19 protein-coding genes are annotated in these 23,013 nt (G+C 67.3%); 10 read left to right on the top strand and 9 right to left on the bottom strand.

Annotated elements, in window-relative coordinates; all coding sequences use genetic code 11:
- A partial coding sequence (locus RMP09_RS15885; RefSeq protein ID WP_310566959.1) for a sigma-70 family RNA polymerase sigma factor occupies window positions 1–605 on the top strand: 605 nt, incomplete at its 5' end.
- A 153-nt stretch (window positions 606–758) separates the two neighbouring features.
- Window positions 759–2,561, top strand: a complete 1,803-nt coding sequence (locus RMP09_RS15890; protein WP_310566960.1) for a 7TM diverse intracellular signaling domain-containing protein — start codon at window positions 759–761, stop codon at window positions 2,559–2,561.
- A gap of 118 nt (window positions 2,562–2,679) precedes the next feature.
- On the opposite strand, the gene lysS is transcribed toward RMP09_RS15890, so the two are convergent.
- Window positions 2,680–4,239, bottom strand: coding sequence for a lysine--tRNA ligase (gene lysS / locus RMP09_RS15895; protein WP_310566961.1), 1,560 nt, complete (start codon window positions 4,237–4,239; stop codon window positions 2,680–2,682).
- 304 nt (window positions 4,240–4,543) lie between these two features.
- On the opposite strand from lysS, the gene RMP09_RS15900 reads away from it, so the two are divergent.
- The 8 genes from RMP09_RS15900 to RMP09_RS15935 all read left to right on the top strand — a co-directional run bounded on the left by RMP09_RS15900 (window position 4,544) and on the right by RMP09_RS15935 (window position 13,886).
- Window positions 4,544–6,037, top strand: coding sequence for a lipid II flippase MurJ (locus tag RMP09_RS15900; protein WP_310566962.1), 1,494 nt, complete (start codon window positions 4,544–4,546; stop codon window positions 6,035–6,037).
- A 12-nt stretch (window positions 6,038–6,049) separates the two neighbouring features.
- The gene (locus RMP09_RS15905) at window positions 6,050–6,862 is read left to right on the top strand and encodes an aldolase/citrate lyase family protein (RefSeq protein ID WP_310566963.1); all 813 of its coding nucleotides are present in this window, start codon (window positions 6,050–6,052) and stop codon (window positions 6,860–6,862) included.
- Window positions 6,859–7,416, top strand: coding sequence for a sugar transferase (locus RMP09_RS15910; protein ID WP_310566964.1), 558 nt, complete (start codon window positions 6,859–6,861; stop codon window positions 7,414–7,416). The genes RMP09_RS15905 and RMP09_RS15910 overlap by 4 nt, the downstream gene beginning before the upstream one ends.
- 2 nt (window positions 7,417–7,418) lie before the next feature.
- Entirely contained in the window at window positions 7,419–9,203 is a 1,785-nt protein-coding gene (asnB, locus tag RMP09_RS15915) for an asparagine synthase (glutamine-hydrolyzing) (RefSeq protein WP_310566965.1), read from the top strand.
- A gap of 3 nt (window positions 9,204–9,206) precedes the next feature.
- Window positions 9,207–9,887 (top strand): glycosyltransferase, encoded by a 681-nt coding sequence (locus tag RMP09_RS15920; protein WP_310566966.1) that lies wholly within the window; start codon window positions 9,207–9,209, stop codon window positions 9,885–9,887.
- An 86-nt stretch (window positions 9,888–9,973) separates the two neighbouring features.
- A complete protein-coding gene (locus RMP09_RS15925; protein WP_310566967.1) occupies window positions 9,974–11,110 on the top strand; it encodes a hypothetical protein in 1,137 nt (378 codons plus the stop codon).
- 38 nt (window positions 11,111–11,148) lie between these two features.
- On the top strand, window positions 11,149–12,060 hold the full coding sequence (locus tag RMP09_RS15930; protein WP_310566968.1) for a class I SAM-dependent methyltransferase: 912 nt from the start codon (window positions 11,149–11,151) through the stop codon (window positions 12,058–12,060).
- Between the two features lie 11 nt (window positions 12,061–12,071).
- A complete protein-coding gene (locus RMP09_RS15935; RefSeq protein WP_310566969.1) occupies window positions 12,072–13,886 on the top strand; it encodes a nucleoside-diphosphate sugar epimerase/dehydratase in 1,815 nt (604 codons plus the stop codon).
- Window positions 13,887–13,944: 58 nt separating this feature from the next.
- Here RMP09_RS15935 and RMP09_RS15940 read toward each other — a convergent pair whose 3' ends face one another.
- The 8 genes from RMP09_RS15940 to RMP09_RS15975 form a co-directional block, all read right to left on the bottom strand.
- A complete protein-coding gene (locus tag RMP09_RS15940) occupies window positions 13,945–14,661 on the bottom strand; it encodes an ABC transporter ATP-binding protein (RefSeq protein WP_409559741.1) in 717 nt (238 codons plus the stop codon).
- Window positions 14,662–14,791: 130 nt separating this feature from the next.
- The gene (locus RMP09_RS15945; RefSeq protein ID WP_310566970.1) at window positions 14,792–15,562 is read right to left on the bottom strand and encodes an ABC transporter ATP-binding protein; all 771 of its coding nucleotides are present in this window, start codon (window positions 15,560–15,562) and stop codon (window positions 14,792–14,794) included.
- A 17-nt stretch (window positions 15,563–15,579) separates the two neighbouring features.
- A complete protein-coding gene (locus tag RMP09_RS15950) occupies window positions 15,580–16,674 on the bottom strand; it encodes an ABC transporter permease subunit (protein ID WP_310566971.1) in 1,095 nt (364 codons plus the stop codon).
- A 15-nt stretch (window positions 16,675–16,689) separates the two neighbouring features.
- A complete protein-coding gene (locus tag RMP09_RS15955) occupies window positions 16,690–17,619 on the bottom strand; it encodes a branched-chain amino acid ABC transporter permease (protein WP_310566972.1) in 930 nt (309 codons plus the stop codon).
- A 272-nt stretch (window positions 17,620–17,891) separates the two neighbouring features.
- Complete coding sequence (locus RMP09_RS15960) at window positions 17,892–19,184, bottom strand: replication-associated recombination protein A (protein ID WP_310566973.1); 1,293 nt, start codon at window positions 19,182–19,184, stop codon at window positions 17,892–17,894.
- 12 nt (window positions 19,185–19,196) lie between these two features.
- The gene (gene lolA, locus RMP09_RS15965; RefSeq protein ID WP_310566974.1) at window positions 19,197–19,832 is read right to left on the bottom strand and encodes an outer membrane lipoprotein chaperone LolA; all 636 of its coding nucleotides are present in this window, start codon (window positions 19,830–19,832) and stop codon (window positions 19,197–19,199) included.
- Window positions 19,833–19,874: 42 nt separating this feature from the next.
- On the bottom strand, window positions 19,875–22,235 hold the full coding sequence (locus RMP09_RS15970; protein ID WP_310566975.1) for a DNA translocase FtsK: 2,361 nt from the start codon (window positions 22,233–22,235) through the stop codon (window positions 19,875–19,877).
- A gap of 101 nt (window positions 22,236–22,336) precedes the next feature.
- Window positions 22,337–23,011, bottom strand: a complete 675-nt coding sequence (locus RMP09_RS15975; protein WP_310566976.1) for a Crp/Fnr family transcriptional regulator — start codon at window positions 23,009–23,011, stop codon at window positions 22,337–22,339.
- Window positions 23,012–23,013 lie beyond the last annotated feature (2 nt).

Genomic DNA, 23,013 nt, shown 5'->3' on the forward strand with positions numbered 1-23,013 from the left:
GCCTGGTGAGCTACGCCATGCACTGGATCAAGGCCGAGATCCACGAGTACATCCTCAAGAACTGGCGCATGGTCAAGCTGGCCACGACCAAGGCGCAGCGCAAGCTGTTCTTCAACCTGCGCAGCAAGAAGCAGGGCTTTCGCGCCGAAGCGGCCGAAGGCGACACGCACCGCGAGGTGCTCTCGGACAGCGAGATCGACGTGGTCGCGCGCGACCTGAAGGTCAAGCCCGAGGAAGTGCGCGAGATGGAAACCCGGCTTTCGGGTGGTGACGTGGTGCTGGACCCCAGCCCCGCCGACGACGGCGAAGAGGCCTACGGCCCCATCGCCTGGCTGGCCGACGCGGCGCACGAGCCGACCGCGGTGATCGAGTCGGCCCAGCGCGACGTGCTGGCCACCGAGGGCATTGCCCGCGCCATGGGCGAGCTGGACGACCGTTCGCGCCGCATCGTGACCGAGCGCTGGCTCAAGGTGAACGACGACGGCTCGGGCGGCATGACGCTGCACGAGCTGGCGGCCGAGTACGGTGTGAGCGCCGAGCGGGTGCGCCAGATCGAGGTGGCGGCCATGAAGAAGATGCGCAAGGCGCTGGCCGAGTTCGCCTGATCGCGGCACGCAGCCCCCGCGCCCCGCAAAGCCCCGCCTGGCGGGGCTTTTTCACGCCCGCACTGTGGTGCGTTGGCCGCACCGGCGCATGGCGTCCGGGCCAGCGTGCGGTTTGCCCGCTGGCCGGCAGCGCGCAGGCCACAGAATCGGGCCATGCCCTTGACGCCAAGCTTCCAGAACCGCAGCACCTCTCGCAGGCCGCGCCTTGCCCGCGCCGGATGGTGGCTGGCTGCGCTGCTGCTGGCGCTGCTGGCCTGGTGGCCCGCCCACCGGGCGGCCGCGGCCCACACCCCCACCCCCATGCCCACCGCCCCGGTGCGCCTGGACGGCACGCAGCCCAGCCGGCCGCTGGCCCAGCGCAGCGTGGCCTGGGTGGACCGCACCGGGCAGCTGACGGTGGAACAGGTCGAGCAGCAGGTCGACCGCCTGCCGTTCGAGCCGCGCGCCCAGGGCCACCGCGTGAGCCTGGGCGCCGCCGGTGCCTTGTGGGTGCGGTTCGATGCCTGGGTCCAGGACCCGGACTCGCATTGGGAACTGGAGCTGGCGCGCTCGGGCACCGACCGGATGAGCGTCTACCACCGCCGGGCCGATGGCACCTGGCACCAGCAACACGCGGGTGACCGCATCGCGGTGCGCGACTGGCCCTCACCCGACCGCTACCCCGTGTTCGCGCTGGACCCGCGCACCGATGCCCCGGTGACCTACTGGGTGCGCATCGAACACGCGCGCGTGCCGTTCTCGGGCGAACTGTTCATCCACAGCCACGGCCAGTTACGCGAGCAGCGCATCCTGCAGCAGTTTCTGCTGGGGGCCTATTTCGGCATGGCACTGTTGTTGACGGCGGTGGCCGTGGCCAACGGCCTGGTGTTCCGCGACCGCAGCTTCCTGGCCTACGCGGGCTACATCTCGCTGCTGGGCCTGTCGCTGGCCGCCTCGCTGGGGGTGGGCGGGCAGTTCCTCTGGCCCCAGGCCGCGGGCTGGAACGGTCTGGCCGAATTCGTGCTGCTGCCGCTGGTGGCGGCGGTGGCCGTGCTGTTCGTGCGGCAGGTGGTGCAGCCGCGGCGCATCGGGCCGGCGCTCGACCGGATCGCGCTGTCGCTGGCGGCCCTGTTGCTGGCGCTGACCGTGTGGGACGTGGTGCAACCGGGCCCCTGGAGCTTTCAAGCCATCACCGCGGTGGGCGCGCTCACCATGGTGGCGATCTACGCCATGCTGTGGGCCGCCTGGCGCACCGGCGACCGCTGGGTGCGCTGGATCGCGCTGGGCGTCTTGCCGGTGTTGCTGGCCGGTGCGCTGCCGGTGCTGCGCAACTTCGACCTGATCTCGTCGGGCTTCCTGACGCAGTACGCCATGGTCATCGCCGCCGCCATCGAGGCGCCGCTGCTGTTCTACGGGCTGCTGCAACGTTCGTCGCTGCAACACGAAGCGCAGGCGCGCGCCAAGGCGCTGTCGTTGACCGAGCCGCTGACCGGGCTGTGCAACCGCCACAACTTCATGCTGCGCCTGCACGACAGCCTGGTGCGCGCCCAGCGCTACCGCCACCACAACGCGCTGCTGCTGATCACGCTGGACAACCACGATTTTTTTGTGCGCGAACACGGCCGCGAAGTGGCCGACCGGGCGCTGGTGCTCACGGGTTCGCTGCTGCGTTCGGTGGCGCGCGACGTGGACACCGCCGCCCGCGTGAGCGACAGCGGTTTTGCCCTGCTGATGGAAGGCCCGGTGCGTGGTCCGCAAGCGGTGGCGGCGTCCACCAGCGTGCTCGCCGGCGGTCTGCGCCCTTCCGACGAACTGCCGGTGGGCAGCACGCTGAAGTTCAAGATCGTGCTGGCCCTGCTGCCGCAGGACAGCGTGGAACTGCAGGTCAACGCCCAGGCCCACCTCGACTGGCTGCAGATCGCGATGGACGCGCTGCGCCGCGAGCCCCGGCGCAGCATCCAGTCGGTGAACTTCTGACCCGCGTGCGGCGGAGCGCGAGGTCGATGAATCCGGCGCAGGGCCGCCCCAAGCCGGATTCGCACCCCCTCGGGGGGCAGCGACCCGCGTCAGCGGCGGAGCGTGGGGGCTACACCCTTCAGTTCTCGCGGCGCAGCGCGGGGAACAGGATCACGTCGCGGATGCTGGGCGAGTCGGTCAGCAGCATCATCAGGCGGTCGATGCCGATGCCGCAGCCGCCGGCCGGGGGCATGCCGTATTCGAGCGCGCGGATGAAGTCGGCGTCGTAGTACATGGCTTCTTCGTCGCCGCCATCCTTGGCCGCGACCTGCGCGTGGAAGCGCGCGGCCTGGTCTTCGGCGTCGTTCAGTTCCGAGAAGGCGTTGCCGAACTCGCGGCCGGTGATGTAGAGCTCAAAACGCTCGGTGACTTCCGGCCGGTCGTCGTTGGCGCGCGCCAGCGGCGAAATTTCGGTCGGATGCTCCATGATGAAGGTCGGGTTCCAGAGCTTCTCTTCCACCGTCTCTTCGAAGTACAGCACCTGCAGGCTGGCCAGCGAGCGGGTCGAGAGCTGGTGCTTTTCTTCACTCATGCCCAGCTTCCTGAGCGCCGGAATCAGCCAGGCGGCATCGTCCACCCCCGCGCCGGCCTCGGTGTACTTGAGGATGGCTTCGCGGATGGTCAGGCGCTCGAAGGGCGAGAACACGTCCACGGGTTTGCCGTTGTAGGTCAGCGGCGTGTCGCCGTGCACCTGTTTGACCACGTGACGGATCAGCTGCTCGTTGAAGTCCATCAGGTCCTGGTAGTTCCAGTACGCCGCGTAGAACTCCATCATGGTGAACTCGGGGTTGTGGCGGACGCTGATGCCTTCGTTGCGGAAGTTGCGGTTGATCTCGAACACGCGCTCGAAACCGCCCACCAGCAGGCGCTTCAAGTACAGCTCGGGCGCGATGCGCAGGAACATTTCCTGGTCCAGCGCGTTGTGGTGGGTCTTGAAGGGTTTGGCGTTGGCGCCGCCGGGGATGGGGTGCAGCATGGGCGTCTCGACTTCGAGGAAGCCGTGGTGGACCATGAAGTCGCGGATGCTGGACAGCGCCTGGCTGCGGGTGACGAAACGCTTGCGGGCGCTCTCGTCGGTCATCAGGTCCACGTAGCGCTGGCGGTACTTGATTTCCTGGTCGTGGATGCCGTGGAACTTGTCGGGCAGCGGGCGCAGGCTCTTGGTGATCAGGCGGATGTTGTCGGCGTGGATGGACAGCTCGCCGGTGCGGGTGCGCATGAGCACGCCTTCGGCCGCGATGATGTCGCCCAGGTCCCAGTGCTTGAAGGCGGACAGCTTCTCTTCCCCCACGCTGTCGGTGTTCAGGTAGATCTGGATGCGGCCGCCCGACGGGCCGAGCGACGCGTCCTGCAGCGTGGCGAAGCAGGCCTTGCCCATCACGCGCTTGAGCATCATGCGGCCCGCGACGCTGGCGCGCACCGGGCTGGCTTCCAACGCTTCCTTGGTGGCTTCGCCGTGGCGTTCAAACAGCTCGGCGGCCTTGTCGGCGGGCTTGAAGTCGTTCGGGAAGGCCACGCCCTCGCCGCGCTGCTGCGCCTCGCGCAGGCCCTTGAGTTTTTCGCGGCGCTCGGCGATCAGCTGGTTGTCGTCGGTGGCGGCGGCCACCGGTGCGGCGGCGGGGTTCGGGGCTTGTGACATGGGAGCGGGCCACGCGGGCCAAGGGTTCGGGAAGGGGTTGGAACTGCACCACCGCAAGCGGTCGCGCGCAACCCGCCATTTTAGGGCGACGCTGGACAAGCCCCCGTGGAGGCGGGCGCCCGCGGTCGGGATGGGCTGCAAGGCGCCAAACACCGACGGGCCGGGATCGACCCGCCGAGGCTTTGCAACGCCGCAGACCGCCCGAGAGCCAGATGCCCGCGCCACGAGCGACGGCGCTCAGCGCGGCCGCCATGGCCGGGTCCCCGACCCGGGCCGTGTGAACGCCCCGCTGATAATGCGCGCCATGTTCCTGCGCGCCGGTCTGGTCTCCCTCGCCCTGTTGCTGGTCAGCCGCGTGCTGGGCCTGCTGCGCGAATCGGTGCAGGCCGCGGCCCTGGGCGCCAGCGGCCTGGCCGACGTGGCCATCCTCGTGCTCACGCTGCCCGATCTGCTCACGGGCATCCTCGCCTCGGGCGCACTGGCCTACGTGCTGCTGCCGCTGTGGGCGCGCCAGGGCGCCGCCGCGCAGACCCAGGGCCTGCAACAGCTGGGCAGGGGGTTGCTGATCGGCGGCGGCGCCGTGGCCGCCGTGCTGCTGCTGGTGCCGGGCCTGGCCACCGACGCCCTGGCGCCGGGTCTGGGTGAAACGGTGCGCCCGGTCGCCCTGAGCGGTCTGCGCTGGAGCGCCGCCGCCCTGCCCCTGGCGCTGCTGGCGGCGTTGTGGACCACGCGGCTGCAACACCAGCGCGACTTCACCGGCATGTACGGCGCCAACCTGGTGGTCAACGGCGTGGTGATCGGCAGCCTGCTGCTGATCGCCAGCGCCGCCACCGACACCCCCGCCCGCGCGCTGTTCGGCCTGGGCCTGGGCCTGCTGCTGGCCATGGCGCTGCGGCTGCTGTGGCTGCGCTGGCGGCTCGCGCGGGCAACCCCACCCGCAACGCAAGCGGCGGTTGCGGGCGACGACCGCTGGCCATTGCCTGGCGTCTGGCTGTGGGCGCTGGCCAGCGCCGGCCTGCCGCTGCTGCTGCCGCTGCTGGCCCGCAGCCTCGCATCGGGCACCGGAGAAGGCGCCCTCACCACCTTCAACTACGCCTGGAAGCTGGTCGAGCTGCCGCTGGTGCTGGCCATCCAGCTGGTGGCGTCGCTGGCGTTTCCGGGCATCGCGCGGGCCTTTGCCGCCCCGCCCGCCGCGGGCACCCACACCGCCCGCCGCGACGCGTTGCGCCAGGCCTTTGTGCTGGCCTGGGTGCTGGCCTGTGCCGCCGCTGCGGCGCTGGCGGGGTTGGCACCGTCGCTGGCCCGGCTGCTGTTTGGCTGGGGCCGCATGCCGACCGAAGCGGTGGCGCAGATCGCCGACTGGGCGCGCGTGGGCGCGTGGTCGCTGCTGCCGCAGGCCCTGCTGGCGGTGCTGCTGACCCTGATGGCCAGCACTGGCCGGCTGCGCCACGCGGTGCTGGCGTACGGGCTGGCCCTGCTCGTGCTGGCGGCGGGCGCCTGGGTGGGCCCGATCTGGGGCCTGGCCGGCGGCGGCTTCGTGATGGGCCTGGTCAACACCGCGCTGGCCTTGGCGGCGCTGGCCCTGTGCCTGAGCGAACGCGAACACGTGTGCAACGCCCTGGACTGGCGCGACCTGCTGCCGGCCGCGCTGGCCGCCGTGTGTGTGGCGGCCATGGGGGCGAGCTGGCACATCGACAGCCGCCTGGGCGGCCTGTTGCTGGCCGCGCTGGCGGCCGGCGCGGTGATCGCCGTGGCCTGGCTGGCCTCGCCCGGGCTGCGCCGCGCCCTGCGGCGATAATTTGAAGCACCCATGATCGACCTCATCCAGATCACCCACGACCCCGACTTCGCGCGCCGCTGCGACGCTCTGGACGCCCTGCGCCTGTGGGTGGATCTGGAGCGCAACGGCAAGGCCGAACGCCAGGCCGGACGCAACACCTTCATCAGCACCCACACGCTGGCGGACGTGGGCCGCGTCAAGGCGGTGCTGCGGCGCGCGCGCCTGATGGTGCGCGTGAACCCGCTGAACCCCGACACCGACACCGAGGTGAACGCGGTGCTGGCGCAGGGCGCCGACCTGCTGATGCTGCCCATGTTCACCGAAGCCTGGGAACTGCAGGCCTTCTGCGCCATCGTGGCCGGGCGCGCCCCGGTGGTGGCGCTGCTGGAAACCGCGGGCGCGTTCGAGTCCCTGCCCGAATGGATCGGCACCCCCGGCCTGGAGGAGGTGTACGTGGGCCTGAACGACCTGCACCTGTCCATGGGGCTGCACTTCATGTTCGAGCCGCTGGCGCTGGGGCTCGTGGACACCGTGGCCCGGATGACCCGGGCGCAAGGGCTGCGTTTCGGTTTCGGCGGCATCGCCCGGCTGGACGAGGGCCTGCTGCCCGGCCGCGATGTGCTGGCCGAGCACCTGCGGCTGGGTTCAAGGGCGGTGATCCTCTCGCGCACCTTTCATGGCAGTGGCAACGCGGGCTCGTTCGAAGACGAGGTTGCAGCCTTGCGCTCGGCCGAGCAGGCGCTGGCCTCGCGCAGCGCCGAGCAGGTGCAAGCCGACCGCCTGCGCATCGCCGAGACCATTGGCCAGATCGCCTCGCGCATGCGGCACAACGGACACGGATGACAAAACGCCTGTTCGACATCGCCGGCGCCCTGACGGCTCTGCTCTTGCTCAGCCCGCTGTTGCTGGGCTCGGCGCTGGCGGTAGCCGCCGAAAGCGGATGGCCCGTGCTGTTCCGCCAGACCCGCGTGGGTTTGCACGGTCGCACCTTCGGCATGTTCAAGTTCCGCAGCATGGTGAAGAACGCCGCCAGCATCGGCCCCTACTTCACCTCGACCAACGACCCGCGCATCACCCGCGTGGGCCGCTTCATCCGCCGCACCAGCCTGGACGAACTGCCGCAGCTGATCAACGTGCTCACGGGCGACATGAGCCTGGTCGGCCCACGCCCCGATGTGCCGGCGCAGCAAAGCCTTTACACCCCGGCCGACTGGGCGCAGCGCTGCAGCGTGCGTCCCGGCATCACCGGGCTGGCGCAGGCGCTGTACCGGTCCGAATCGGTGGGCAATCAGCGGCTGGAAGCCGACCTGCGCTACGTGCGCGAACGCAACTTCTGGTTGGACCTGAAGATCATCCTCATGACCATCCGGCGCCTCAACGGCAAAGGCAGCAACTGACCATGTGCGGCATCTTCGGTTACTGGGACCGTCGACAACAAGCACTGGCCGAAGAAGCCCTGCACCGCATGGCCCAGGCGCTGGTGCACCGCGGGCCGGACGACGAAGGCGTCCACCACGTGCCCGCGCGTGGCGTGGCCATCGGCAACCGGCGCCTGTCCATCATCGACCTGGGCGGCGGTCACCAGCCATTCTTGAGCGACGACGGCCAGATCGCGGTGGTGCAGAACGGCGAGATCTTCAACCACGTCGAACTCGCGACCGAGCTGCGCGCCCAGGGCGTGCGGCTGGACTCGCACTCGGACACCGAAGTCATCCTGCGCCTGTACGAGCGCGAAGGCATCGCCTGCCTGCGGCGGCTCAACGGCATGTTCGCCATCGCCATCCACGACGCACGCGAAGATGCGTTGTACCTGGCGCGCGACCGCATCGGCGTCAAACCGCTGTATGTGCACGACGACGGCCAGCGCATGGTCTTCGGCTCTGAACTGAAGGCCCTGTGGCCGGCCCTGCCGCACAAGCCGGGCATGGATCTGGAAGCCATCCACCACTACCTGACCTTCAACTACGTCCCGGCGCCGTGGACCGCGTTCGACGGCGTGCGCCACGTCTTGCCCGGCACCTGGCAGCGCTACACGCGCGGCGGCGCCGTGCAGGTGCAACGCTGGTGGAGCCTGGCCGACCAGCGCGAGCAGGACCACACGTTCGACGCCTGGGCCGAGGAGTTCATGGCCCTGCTGGACGATGCCACCCGCATCCGCCTGCGCGCCGACGTGCCGTTCGGCGCCTTCCTCTCGGGCGGCGTCGATTCGAGCACCATCGTCGGCCTGATGGCGCGGCATGTAAAAGAACCGGTCAAGACCTTCTGCATCGGCTTCGCCGACCCGCGCTACGACGAGTCCGCCTTTGCCCTGCAGGCGGCGCAGCGCTTTGGCTGCGCGCACACGGCCGAGGTGGCCGAGCTCAACATGCTTGGCCGCTGGCCGCACGTGCTGCACCACCTGGACCAGCCGCACGGCGACGCGTCCTTCATGCCGACCCTGCGCGTGAGCGAGCTGGCCGCACAACACGTCAAGGTGGTGCTGACCGGCGACGGCGGCGACGAGCTGTTCGCCGGCTACGACAAGTACGCGCAGTTCTTCGCGCGTTCCGACGCCTTCACCCAGCCCCAGGCGGTATTCGAGCGCTCCTATTTCTATAGCATCTCCCTCTTCAGCCCCCAAGCCAAGGCCGCGCTCTACCGACCGGCGGTGCGTGCACAGCTGGAAGGCATCGACAGTTTCAGCAGGGCGGCCGCACCCTGGTTCGAAGAGGCCCGGCACTTTGACCGTGTCAACCAGGCCCTGCACCTCGACATGCAGCTGCTGCTGTCTGGCAACAACCTCGTGAAACCCGACCGCATGGGCATGGCTGTGAGCATCGAGGCGCGCACCCCTTTCCTGGACTGGCGGATGATGGAATTCGCTTTCCGCTCGCGCGGCGCCACCAAGCTCTCGGCCCAGGGCGACAAGAAGCACTGGTTCAAACGCGCGGTGGTCCCGCTGATCGGCGAGGAGCTGGCTCACCGGAAAAAGCAGATGTTCACCGTGCCCATCCACCAGTTCATGTCTCATATGCGCGTCGAGGTGGAGCGGATGCTGTTTGCCCAGGAGGGCATCGTGCTCCAACTGTTCAACCGCGAATCGGTCAATGACATGTACGGGGATTTTTTACATCACGGGCAATTCGTCCGGGAGATCCGAGCCTTGTATGCACTGTCGATCTTTCATTCGATGCACCAGGAATAGACCATGAGAAACGTTTTCATCGGCTTTGACCAACGCGAGGCCATCGCCTACCACGTGTGTGCCAACAGCATCATCAGGCATGCCAGGAAGCCGGTGGCCATCACCCCACTGGCGCTGAACATGCTGCACGGCTACTCAGAGACCCACACCGATGGGAGCAACGACTTCATCTACAGCCGGTTCTTGGTGCCGCACCTCATGGGGTACCAGGGCTGGGCGGTGTTCATGGATGGCGACATGCTGCTGCGTGCGGACATCAACACATTGTTCGAACTCGCCGACCCGACCAAGGCGGTGGTCGTGGTCCAGCACGACTACAAAACCACATCCAGCGTGAAGTACCTTGGCGCCCGCAACCAGGACTACCCACGCAAGAACTGGTCCAGCGTGATTCTGTGGAACTGCAGCCATCCGTCCAACCAGACGCTGACACCGGAATACATCCAGTCCTCCAGCGGTTCGCAACTGCACCGCTTTGGCTGGTTGCGCGACGACGAGATCGGCGCGCTGCCCAAGGTCTGGAACTGGCTGCCCGACGAGTTCGGCGAAAACCCGGACGCGCGGCTGCTGCACTGGACACTGGGCACGCCCTGCTTCCACGACTATGCACTCTCGCCCATGGCCAGCGAATGGCATCGAGAGCGCATCTATTCGACCTATTCCGCCCAGCACCAGATGCCTTGAGCGGCAGGCGGCGCACACCCGTCATGACAACACCCGGTCAAGGCCAGAAGATCCTCGCTGCCTGTTACGGCGCAGCGCATGTGGAGATGCTGCTGCCCCTGATCGCGCCGTTGCGGAAACGCCATCGCGTTGACATCATCGCCATCAACACCGCGGCGGATGCGCTGCGACGGCGTGGGATAGCGTTCACCAGCGTTTCGGAACTGGTGGATCGCCTGGGGTGGCGCGAGCGGGTGCAACGCTGGGGGCACAAGGCAATGGCCTCCAACGTCGGTGCGCTCACGCTTTCTCAGGAAGAGAGCGTGACTTACCTGGGCATGAATCTGCACGACCTAGCGCTGCAACAGGGCGACGAAGCCGCCTGGGCCATCTACACGCAACAGGGCCGCGGCGCCTTTCATCCCGTGCACTTCGCACGCCAGGTGGTGGAACACTTCGCGCCGGATCTGGTGCTCGCCACCAGTGCGCCGCGGCTGGAACGGGCCATCGTCGAGGCCGCTGGCGCTGCGTCGATTCCGAGTCTGGTGCTGGTCGACCAGTACCCGGCCCACGAATTGCAATGGTTGAAGTCCCCCGGCTTTGCCACGCGACTGGCGGTGCTCGACGGCAGCGTGCAGCAGATGATCGTCGATGAGGGCCGCCCGGCAGACGACATCGTGGTCACCGGCAATCCCGCGTTTGACGCGCTCGACGCCATCCGGCATGTCCCGCGTGCGGTGCCGCCGCGCATCGTCTACCTGTCGCAGAGCGAGCCGTTCGCCCCGGCCGGCAGTCCGCGGCACGAACCTGTCAACGGCCCAGTGCTCAAGGCCCTCCTGGCGGCAGCGGAACGCCACGACTGGGTCGTCGTCTACCGCCCCCATCCGAATGAACAACAGATGACGATGCAACACCCTCGCCTGGTGACGCACCGGTCCGGCGCCGTGGGCTTGCTCGACTCGTTCCATGGCGCCGCAGCGGCCGTGACGGAGACGTCTACCGCCGGCATACAGGCCCTGCTGGCGGGCATCCCGTTGGTCCAGCTTGGCTTCACACGACGCACTCGCAGACCACCCTTCGAACAATTCGGTTCCACGCAGATCGCCGCGTCGGTCGTCGATCTCGAACCGGCCGTGTGCAGCGCTCTGGCCACGCCTTCTCACAGCCCACAAACCAGTGAACAAGCGACAGCGAATGTCCTGCATCTCGTCGAAGACCTGATGGGGTCATCCCGCGGGCAGTGAATCCCAACCCCACACCACACCACCGAGCCCGACGCCGCATGTTGAACAAAGTCCTCCGATCCATCGCGCTGGGTCGCGCATTTCGACGCCAGCCCCAGCTGGTACGAGCCTGTCCTCTGTGCGGCGCCACGCAACATCGGACCGTGTGCGGACATGATCGCAACTTTCTGGGCCTGACCACAGTCGGTTGCGAACGCTGCCGTTTCTGCTTCACCAACCCCTATCCTGACGAAGCATCCATCGGTCTCTTCTACGAAGACCTGTACCGTCAGACAGTCAAAAGCGAGGGCATTCCAGACAGCCATTCCAAAGAAGCACAGTCGCGGGAGGCTCGCAAGGCCTACTACGCCGATCTGCTCTTCACCCATTGCCCGGACATGCACAGTTTCCTGGACGTGGGCTGCGGCGATGGCGGACTGGCCGAAGCCGTGGCCGCCAGGGCCCCGCACGTTGCGATCCACCTCATCGAGAAGAACCGCAGCTTCCTCGCCTATGCGGAGGCACGATCCAAGGGGCGCGGCCACGCCTCGCTGTCCGATCTGGCCCGCGCGGGCGCCACCCTGCAGGTGGTGAGCCTGATCCACGTGCTCGAACACTTCGTCGATCCGCTGGCGGTGCTGCGCGAGATCCGGTCAATGGCGAACGAGACAACGCGCCTGATCATCGATGTACCGGACACCGAGGCCTACGCGTCGCTCAGCGATATTCACTTCTCGCATCCCAGCCATTTCTGCGCCGAGACCCTGACCACCGCACTGGGCTTGAGCGGTTTCAGCGTGGTGCACCTGCAACGGCATGCGCCACCGGTGTTTCCCAAGTCCCTCCTGGTGGTGTGCCAACCCACCACCGCCGCGTTCTCCCCGCAGTTCCAGACCCATCCTGATCTGGCCCCCGTCTTCCAGCGCATCGACAGCCCGCTGGGCTTTATCCGATCACGCCTGGGTCTGTAAGGACCCGCCGCATGCTGCGTTCACTCTCCATCGCCCACGCTATCCACCTGGCCATCGACGCGACACTGGTCGGCTTCGCCTGGTGGCTGGCGTTTGCCTTCCGTTTTAACTTCGAGGTGCCCGACGCGTTCGAACACCTGATGCTGCAGTCCTGCATCTGGCCTCTGGCATGGCACCTGTTGAGTCTGGCCGTCTTCGGCGTGCGGCGGCACGTCTGGCGCTACACCAGCCTGGCTGAGCTCGAACGCCTGGGTTATGCGCTGGCCGTGGGTGCGCTGCTGACTGGCGCCACGGTGCTGATGCTGCGACTACCGGAGTTTCCACGCTCGGTCCTGCTGCTCCACCCCATGCTGACCATGTTGCTGCTGCTGGCGGTACGGACCATAGCCCGATTGATCTACCGGGACGATCGCCAAGCGCACGCAAAAGGCAAACCGCTGCTGCTGGTGGGCACGGTGCAGGACGCTGCGGCCGCCCTGCCCGCGCTGCGTGGTGCGCGCAAATGGTCCACGGTCGGGATCGTCAGCCCCCTGGCGGCCGAGCGCGGCCGCTCGTTGCAGGGCGTCGAGGTGCTGGGGACCCTGGCCGATCTGCCCCAGGTCGCCCGCGAGACCGAGGCCGCCGCCGCGCTGGTGGTCAGCGCACCCGGATCCGATGCGCGGCGCGCGGCCCTGATCGGCGCCAGCGACGCTGGCCTGCCGCTGCTGACCATGCCGCGGCCAGACGAGTGGTTGCGCGCCGAGCCGGGACAGCTGCGCAAGGTGGAGCTGGACGACCTGCTGGGTCGTGCGCCCGTGGCGCTGGATGAAAAAGGCCTGTCGCAGCTGATCGCGGGTCACACCGTGCTGGTGACGGGCGCGGGCGGCTCCATCGGGTCCGAACTGTGCCGGCAGATTGCGCGCTTCGGCGTCGCGCGCCTGGTCTGCGTGGACGTGTCGGAATTCGCCGTCTACCAGCTGGAGCAGGAGTTGCGCGCGGCCCATCCACAGATGCAGGGCCTGTACTACACCGCCAACGTGCGCGAGGCCGACCGCCTGCTGGCCATCGCGCAGCAGCACCTGCCCACCGTGGTGTTCCATGCGGCCGCCTACAAACACGTGCCGCTGATGGAGTCGCTCAACGAGGTCGAGGCCTTGCGCACCAATGTGCAGGGCACGCTCAACGCGGCGCGCGTGGCGGGTCAAGTCGCTGCGCGGCGTTTTGTGCTGGTGTCCACCGACAAGGCGGTGAACCCGACCAACGTGATGGGCGCCAGCAAACGCCTGGCCGAGCTGATGGTGCAGGCCGTGGCGCGCGAACACGTGGGCACCCAATTCGTGGCGGTGCGTTTTGGCAACGTGCTGGGTTCCAGCGGGTCGGTGGTGCCGCTGTTCACGCAGCAGATCGCCCGCGGTGGCCCAGTAACGGTGACGCACCCGGACATCGTGCGCTACTTCATGACCATTCCCGAGGCCGCGCAGCTGGTGCTGCAGGCCGGGCTGATGGGACGCTCGGGCCAGATCTTCGTGCTCGACATGGGCGAGGCGGTGAAGATCGTGGAACTGGCGCGGCTGCTGATCCGGCTCTCGGGCCAGACCGAGCAGGACGTGCCCATCACCTTCACTGGCCTGCGCCCGGGCGAGAAGCTCTACGAAGAGTTGCTGGCCAACGACGAGACCACCGAACCCACGCCCCACCCCAAACTGCGCATCGCCAAGGTGGCGGCACCGGCGTTGGAAGCGGCCAGCGTCAGCGCCTGGATTGCCGGCGCCGGGCCCGCCCCCGATGCGGCGGCCACACGCCAGTGGCTGCGCTCGCTCGTGCCCGAATACACGCCCCTGGCGTGACGCCGTCCAGAAGCAGAAAGGCCCGCGATGCGGGCCTTTCTTTTGGGTGCAAGCGGGTTCAGTGCCCCAGGTAGGCCTCGCGGACCTTGGGGTCCGTCAGCAGTTCCTTGCCCGGGCCGGTCATGGTGATCAGACCGGAATCCATCACATAACCGCGGTCGGCGATCTGCAGCGCGCGCTGGGCGTTCTGCTCCACCAGCACGATGGTCACGCCCTGGGCGGACACGTCACGCACCACCTCGAATATCTTGTCCACCATGATGGGCGACAGGCCCATGGACGGTTCGTCCAGCAGCAACACCTTGGGCTGGCTCATCAGCGCACGCGCCATGGCCAGCATCTGCTGCTCGCCGCCCGACATGGTGCCGGCCAGCTGGTCCTTGCGCTCCTTCAGTCGCGGAAAGATGCCGAACATGCGTTCGATGTCGGCGTCGATCCCCGGCTTGTCGGTGCGGATGTAGGCGCCCATCAGCAGGTTCTCGGTGATGGTCATGCGGGTGAAGATGCCGCGGCCTTCCGGCACCATGGCCAGGCCCTGCTTGACCAGATCCCAGGCGCCCTGGCCCTTGATAGGCTGGCCCATGTATTCGATGCTGCCCGCTTCCACGCCCAGCGAACCGGTGATGGCCTTCATGGTGGTGGTCTTGCCCGCACCGTTGGAGCCGATCAGCGTGATCAGTTCGCCTTCGCGCACTTCCAGGTCGATGCCCTTGACGGCCTTGATGCCGCCATAGGAGACCTTCAGACCGCTGACTTTCAGGAGTGTGTTTGCCATATCCAGAATCCTTCTTCGTTGCACCATCCGGCGCGAACTGTCTCAACCGAGAACACCGCGGAACCGGCTTTGCCGGGCCGCAGATGTTGCCCCCTGGGGGGTGACGCGCACAGCGCGGCGCAGGGGGTGCTCACCCCCCACCGGTGCCGAGGTAGGCCTCGATCACCTTGGGATCGCTCTGCACTTCGGCGGGGGTGCCCGACGACAGCTGCTTGCCATAGTCCAGCACGGTCACGCGGTCGCACAGGCCCATGACCAGCTTCACGTCGTGCTCGATCAGCAGGATGGTGCGGTTGTCGTTGCGGATGCGGTCGATCAGTTCGCGCAGCTGCACCTTTTCGGTGGCGTTCATGCCGGCGGCGGGTTCGTCCAGCGCGATCAGTTGCGGGTCGGTGGCCAGGGCTCGGGCGATTTCCAGACGGCGCTGGTCGCCATAGGACAGGGTGCGCGACTTGTAGTCGGCAAACTTCGCAATGCCCACGTACTCCAGCAACTCCTTGGCGCGGGCGGTGATTTCGGCCTCTTCCTTCTTGAAGGAAGGGGTGCGCAACACCGCGCCGATCAGGCCGGAATGGGTGCGCACGTGGCGCCCCACCATCACGTTTTCCAGCGCCGTCATTTCGGGGAACAGGCGGATGTTCTGGAAGGTGCGGGCGATACCGGCCTTGGCCACTTCGTGCACCGCCGTGGGGGTGTAGGGCTTGCCCGCGAGCTCAAACGAACCGCTGTCGGGCGTGTAGAGGCCGGTCAGCACGTTGAAGAACGTGGTTTTGCCGGCACCGTTCGGGCCGATCAGGCCGTAAACCTGACCGCGCTTGATTTCAATGCCCACGTCGCTGAGGGCCTGCAGACCGCCAAAGCGCTTGGAGACGTTGGCAACTTTGAGAATGGTTTCAGACATGTTGTGGTGTCCTTCGGTTACTTCGTCAGTGCCTTGCCGTGTTCCGGCGAAGGCCACAGACCCTTGGGACGCAGCAGCATCACCACCACCATGGCCAGCGCGATCAGCAGCTGACGCAGGACTTCCGGCCCCAGTCGGCCACCGGTCACATGCGACAGGTCGGGCATGTGCCGCAGCATTTCCGGCAGACCGGCCAGCATCAGCGCGCCGAGGATCACGCCCGGGATGTGGCCGATACCTCCCAGCACCACCATGGCCACCACCATCACCGACTCCATCAGGGAGAAGGACTCGGGGGAGACAAAGCGCTGGAACGATGCGAACAGCACGCCGGACATGCCGCCGAAGGTGGCGCCCATGCCGAAGGCCAGCAGCTTGAGGTTGCGGGTGTTCAGGCCCATGGCCTTGGCGGCGATCTCGTCCTCGCGGATGGCCATCCAGGCGCGGCCAATGCGCGAGTCCTGCAGGCGGTAGGACAGCACCACCGACAGCAGCACGAAGAACAGGAACAGGTAGTAGTACATCGTCACCGGCTGGAAGGTGTAGCTCCAGTCCCCGATGCTCAGCGTCTGCCGCTGCCCCAGGTTGATGCCGAACACCGTCAGCGCGTCGATCTGGCTGATGCCCTTGGGTCCGTTGGTGATGTTCACCGGGCGGTCCAGGTTGAGCAGGAAGATGCGGATGATTTCACCGAAACCCAGGGTGATGATGGCCAGGTAGTCGCCACGCAGCTTGAGCGTGGGCGCCCCCAGCAGCATGCCCACCAGCCCCGCCACGCACGCCGCCACCAGCATCACCAGCCAGATGCTCAGGTGCATGCCGTTGGGGAACATGGCCTTGATGACCGGAAAGGTGTCGGCCAGGTGCGGCGAAGCCAGCAAGCCGTAAATGTAGGCACCGACCGCATAGAACGCGATGTAGCCCAGGTCCAGCAGACCGGCGTAGCCGACCACGATGTTCAGGCCCAGGGACAGCAGCACGTACAGCAGCGCCAGGTCCACGATGCGGGCCCAGGAATTGGAGCCGGTGGCCTGCAGCAGCAGGGGCAGGACCAGCAGCGCGATGCCAGTCAGCGCAAAGGCAAAGATCTTGCCGTTCTTGGTGTTCGTCATGTTGTGAGTCTCCGGTCAGGCGCGGTCGGCCACACGTTCACCCAGCAGGCCCGAGGGGCGCAGCGTGAGCACGAGTGCCAGCACGATGAAAGCGAAGATGTCGACGTACTGGCTGCCCAGCACACCGCCGGTCAGCTGGCCCAGGTAGCCCGCGCCCAGCGACTCGATCAGGCCCAGCGCGATGCCGCCGACCACGGCACCGGCCAGGTTGCCGATGCCGCCCATGACCGCCGCCACGAAGGCTTTGAGGCCGGGCATGAAGCCCATGGCGTGCTGCACCGTGCCGTAGTTGGAGGCCCACATCACGCCGGCGATGGCGGCCAGCATGGCACCGATGATGAAGGTGGCGGAGATCACCACGTCGGGCTTGATGCCCATCAGCGCGGCGACGCGCGGGTTCTCGGCGGTGGCGCGCATCGCGCGGCCCAGGTTGGTCTTGTTGACCAGGTACATCAGGCCGGCCAGGGTCATGGCCGTCACCCCCAGGATGACGACCTGCGTCACCGAGATCACCGCGCCACCGAGCTCGATCGGCTCGGTCGTCAGCTGGGCCGGGTAGGCCTTGGGGTTGGGCTCCCAGATGATCATGGCAAAGGTCTGCAGCAACAGCGACATACCGATGGCCGTGATCAGCGGCGCCAGCCGCGGCGAATTGCGCAGCGGCCGGTAGGCCAGTTTTTCAATCGAGTAATTCAGCGCACCACAGACCACCATGGCGATCAGGGTGGCCAGCAGCAACACCAGCCAGCCCGGCAGGCTGCCCGAGTCGCCGGTCATCATGCGGATGATGGTCCAGCTGGTGAGCGCGCCCACCATGAGCACGTCGCCGTGCGCGAAATTGATGAGCCCGATGATGCCGTACACCATGGTGTACCCCAACGCCACCAGCGCATACATACTGCCCAGGACCAGACCGTTGATGATCTGCTGCAGCAAAACGTCCATGAAGTTTTCTCCGTGTTTTTGACAGGTCGGGACACACGACCGGGTAGTCAGCACCCGATCCCTTGTGTGGATCGGGGCCCCGTGTCCAGACCCGCTTCAACTTAGCAAAAAACCCGCCAGGAGCACCCCGGAGATGGGGCGTTGGGCGGGTTGGTGGCGGATTGTATCGAAGGGTATTTCGGTGCCGGATGCGTGTAAGCCCTTAGCTGGCGCGGGTTTACCCTCGGTTTCGGGTACCCGTGCGGCACAGCATCAGGCACATTGGGCTTTCATTAGTTATTCTGATTGTTGAGTTTCTTGAGTTCGCGCAGCTTATCAGCGATGCGGATCTCCAGCCCGCGCTCCACCGGGCGGTAAAACTGCGCCGCCCCCATCCCGTCGGGCAGGTAGTTTTCGCCCGCCGCGAAGCCGCCCGCCTCATCGTGGGCATACCGGTAGCCCTTGCCGTAGTCCAGGTCCTTCATCAGCTTCGTCGGTGCATTGCGCAGGTGCATGGGCACCGGGCGGCTGCCGTCTTTCTTGACGAAGGCCTTGGCCTCGTTGAAGGCCTTGTAGACCGCGTTGGACTTGGGCGCCACGGCCAGATACACCACGCACTCGGCCAGCGCCAGTTCGCCTTCGGGGCTGCCCAGCCGCTCGTACACCTCGGCCGCGTCCAGCGCCAGGCGCAGCGCGCGCGGGTCGGCCAGGCCAATGTCTTCGGCCGCCATGCGGATGAAGCGGCGCGCCATGTAGCGCGGGTCCGCGCCGCCGTCGAGCATGCGCACGAACCAGTACAGCGCCGCGTCGGGGTCGGAGCCGCGCACGCTTTTGTGCAGCGCGCTGATGGTGTCGTAGAACTGCTCGCCGCCCTTGTCGTAGCGCCGCATGCGCTCGCCCAGCACGCGCAGCAGCCAGGCGTCGCTCACCTGTTCCAGTTTTTCACGCCCGGCGGCCACCGCCAGGGTCTCCAGGGTGTTCAGCAGGCGCCGCGCGTCCCCATCGGCGTAGGCGATCAGCCGGTCTTCTGCCGCTTTCTCGATGGCCGGCACTGCACCAATGCCCTGCGCACGTGTCACCAATTGGCGCAGGTCGTCCTCACCCAGGGGCTGCAACACATAGACCGCGGCCCGGGACAGGAGCGCGGAATTGACCTCGAACGAGGGGTTCTCGGTGGTGGCGCCGATGAAGGTGAACAGCCCGCTCTCGACGTGCGGCAGAAAGGCGTCCTGCTGGCTCTTGTTGAAGCGGTGCACTTCGTCGACGAAGACGATGGTGCGCCGCTGCTCCAGCCCGTCGCGCACGGCCTGCGCCTGCTCCACCGCCTCGCGGATGTCCTTGACGCCGCCGAGCACCGCGCTGATGGTGATGAACTGGGCGTCAAACGCATCGGCCATGAGCCGGGCGATCGTCGTTTTGCCCACACCCGGTGGGCCCCACAAGATGCAGCTGTGCGGCTGGCCCGATTCAAAGGCCAGGCGCAGCGCCATGCCTTCGCCCAGCAGCTGCTGCTGGCCGATCACCTCGCCCAGCGTGCGCGGGCGCAGGCGTTCGGCCAGGGGCTGGTGGGGTGCTGTGGTCGCCACGGCGTCAGACGTTCACGGCCGGATCACGTCCGCACCGGCGGGCGGCTTGAAGGCGAACTGCTCGGCCTTGAGCGGGGCGTTGCCCTGCCACTGGCTGAAGCTCAGCACCGAGCGCTGGCCCAGGCTGTCGGCGATCTCCAGCGCGGCCAGCTGCCCGCCCTTGAAACCCACACGAACGCTCAGCAACTGGCCATCTTTGGCCTTGGGCCGGGCCTCGGCCCATTCCAGGCCATCGGCCGCGGGCGCAGCCTTCAGGTCGAACACCTCGCCCAGCGCCTTGAGATCGGTGCCCGAAGCAATGAGCGCGGCGGGCGTGCTGCCCAGGGCATCCTTCTGCGCACGCGCCGTCACCTGGTTGAGGTCGGCGTCGTACAGCCACAGCGTCTGCCCGTCGGCCACGATGGTCTGCTCAAAAGGCTTGGTGTATTCGAAGCGGAAACGCCCCGGCCGGAGAAATTCGAACCGCCCGCTGGAGGTCTTGCTGCGCGCCACCGTCTCGCCCGTGCGCTTGGGCGAGGTGACGACCTGCGTGAAGCTGGCCTGCGCGCTTTTGACCTCGCGCAGAAAGGCGTCGAGGTCCTGCAGCCCGTCGGCCTGGGCGGACCAGGCGCACAGCGCCAGGGCGGAAGCGGTGAAAAACTTGTTCATGTGCAAGCAGACCCGTCGCGGGCCCGAAGGTTCAGCGGCGCGTCAGTCGCCGCGTGGTGCCACCAGGATGTCGCGCTGGCCGCTGGAGGTGAGCGCGCTCACCAGACCGGCTTTTTCCATGTCTTCGAGCAGTCGCGCCGCCCGGTTGTAGCCGATCTTGAGTTTGCGCTGCACATACGAAATGCTGGCCTTGCGGTCCTGCAGCACGATGGCCACGGCCTGGTCGTACAGCGCATCTTTCTCGCCGCCCTCGCCACCGCCTTCGCCGAACAGGTCACCGCCCTCGCCATCGCCCGCGGCCGACTCCAGCACGCCGTCGATGTAGTTGGGTTCGCCGTACTGGTCCTTCAGATAGGCGGCCACACGGTGCACCTCGTCGTCGCTGACGAAGGCGCCGTGCACCCGGATCGGGAAGCCCGTGCCCGACGGCATGTACAGCATGTCGCCCATGCCCAGCAGGCTCTCGGCGCCCATCTGGTCCAGGATGGTGCGGCTGTCGATCTTGCTGCTGACCTGGAACGACAGGCGGGTCGGGATGTTGGCCTTGATCAGGCCGGTGATCACGTCCACGCTGGGGCGCTGCGTGGCCAGGATCAGGTGGATGCCGGCCGCGCGCGCCTTCTGCGCCAGGCGGGCGATCAGTTCCTCGATCTTTTTGCCCACCACCATCATCAGGTCGGCCAGCTCGTCGATCACCACCACGATGTGCGGCAGGCGCTCCAGCGGCTCGGGCTGCTCGGGCGTGAGGCTGAACGGGTTGCCGATGATCTCGCCACGTGCCCGGGCGTCGTCGATCTTGGTGTTGAAACCGGCCAGGTTGCGCACGCCCATCTTGCTCATGAGCTTGTAGCGCTTCTCCATCTCGGCCACGCACCAGTTCAGGCCGTTGGCCGCCTGCTTCATGTCGGTCACCACCGGGCACAGCAGGTGCGGAATGCCTTCGTAGACGCTCAGCTCCAGCATCTTGGGGTCGATCAGCAGCAGGCGCACATCCTTGGCGTCAGCCTTGTACAGCAGGCTCAGGATCATGGCGTTGATGCCCACCGACTTGCCCGATCCGGTGGTACCGGCCACCAGGCAGTGCGGCATCTTGGCCAGGTCGGCCACCACCGGCTGACCGGCGATGTCCTTGCCCAGGCCCATGGTCAGCAGGCTCTTGGCCTCGTGATAGACCTGCGAGCCCAGGATCTCGCTGAGCTTGATGGTCTGGCGCTTGGCGTTGGGCAGCTCCAGCGCCATCAGGTTCTTGCCCGGAATGGTCTCGATCACGCGGATCGACACCAGCGAGAGCGAGCGCGCAAGGTCGCGGCCCAGGTTGACGATCTGCGAGCCCTTCACGCCCGTGGCCGGCTCGATCTCGTAACGGGTGATCACCGGACCAGGGGCGGCCGCGACCACCCGCACCTCGACGCCGAAGTCCTTGAGCTTCTTCTCGATCAGGCGGCTGGTCATCTCCAGCGTCTGCGCATCCACCCCCTGCTGGTGCACCGGCGCGCTGTCCAGCAGATCCACCTGCGGCAGCTTGCTGTCGGGCATTTCCACAAACAGCGGTTTCTGCCGTTCCTTGGCCACGCGTTCGCTCTTGGGCACGTCCACCACGGTCGGTTCGATCACCACCGGCGTCGGGTGCTGCTCCTCGATCTCCACGCGCTCGACGGCCACCACCACCTCGCGCTCGCGCGCCGCCTGCTCACCGATGCGCAGGTCTTCCACAGCCTCGCGCTTTTCGCGCCGCGCCTCGATCCACTCGTCCAGCCCGGCGCCCAGGCGCTCGGCCCAATGCGCCCACGAAAAGCGGAACACCAGCGGCAGGCTCACCAGCAACAGCGCCAGCAGGACCAGGGCCGAACCGTTGAAACCCAGCCAGCGCGTGGTCACCGGTCCCAGCCCATGTCCCAGCACCCCACCCGCATGCCCGGGCAGCAACAGCTCCAGACGGTAGAGGCGGCTCCACTCCAGCGCGGTGCTCACCATCGACAACAGCACCAGGCCCACCCAAAAACCGCTGCGCGACTGGACAAAGCGGCCCCAGGCCGGCAACGGCGCACCATCGTCTGGTAAATCGTCGTCGCTCAGCCCCTGCTGCCCGCGGATCCAGCGCGCCAGGGCAGACAGCCAGGTGCGCAGGCCCGCCAGCAGCAGCCACCAGACGGAGAAGCCCAGCAGGAAATAGCTGCCATCGGCCAGCAACGCCCCCAGGCGCCCACCCCAGTTGCCGACCACAGGCTGCGTGCCGGTCGTGCTCCAGGCGGGGTCGGCCAGGGAATGGCTCAGCAAGGCCAGCAGCCAGAACGCCAAGGCGGCCGCCCCCAGCAACAGGCCGATTTCCTGCGCAAAACGCGAGACGCCGGCCGGCGCCTGCTGCGCGCGGTCGGCGTTGAGGGTGTTGAGTGAATAGGTCATGGGCCTCGAAAACGTCCTCGGGCAAGCTTACCCGAAGGCTAGGCGACGACCGGGCGCTGGCCGTGTAACCGGCGGTAGCCCGGCGCCGATCGAGGCGGCGCTCAGCCGAGCGTGTTCAGGCGTTCCTTGATGATGGTGCTGCCGTCTTCGGCCACCTCAATGAAGCCGCGGTCTTCCAGGTCCTTCATCACGCGGCTGACCATCTCGCGCGAGGCGCCGATCATCTTGGCCACGTCCTGGCGCGACACCCGGTCGCGGATCACCAGCTGGCCGTCCTTGTCGGGCTGGGCAAACTCCAGCAGGGCACGCGCCACACGGCCGTACACGTCCATCAGCGCCAGCGACTCGATCTTGCGGTCGGCGTGGCGCAGCCGCTGCACCAGCCCTTTCATCACCGCATAGGCCATGGAGGTGTTCTCCGGCAGGCAGCGCGCGAACTCCGGTCGACCCAGGATCAGCACATCGGTCTGCACCTCGGCCCGCACCGTGGCCGAATGCGGCTGGTTGTCGATCAGGCTCATCTCGCCCACGTAGTCGCCCGGGTTCATGGTGGCCAGGATCACTTCTCGCCCGCGCGTGTCGGTGGTGATCACGCGCGCCCGCCCGGTCAGCACGATGGCCAGGAAGTTGGATTTTTTGCCCTGCTCGACGATGAGCTCACCGCGCTTGTAGCGGCGTTTGACCACCGCGTCCGCCACCGATTCGGCCTGCGCCTGTGTCAAGGTGGAAAACAGCGGGACCCGGCGAATCAGATCCAGATTGGACAGGATGGACATGC

The sequence above is a fragment of the Hydrogenophaga sp. genome, from assembly GCF_031426985.1.
Taxonomy (GTDB): Bacteria; Pseudomonadota; Gammaproteobacteria; order Burkholderiales; family Burkholderiaceae_C; genus Hydrogenophaga.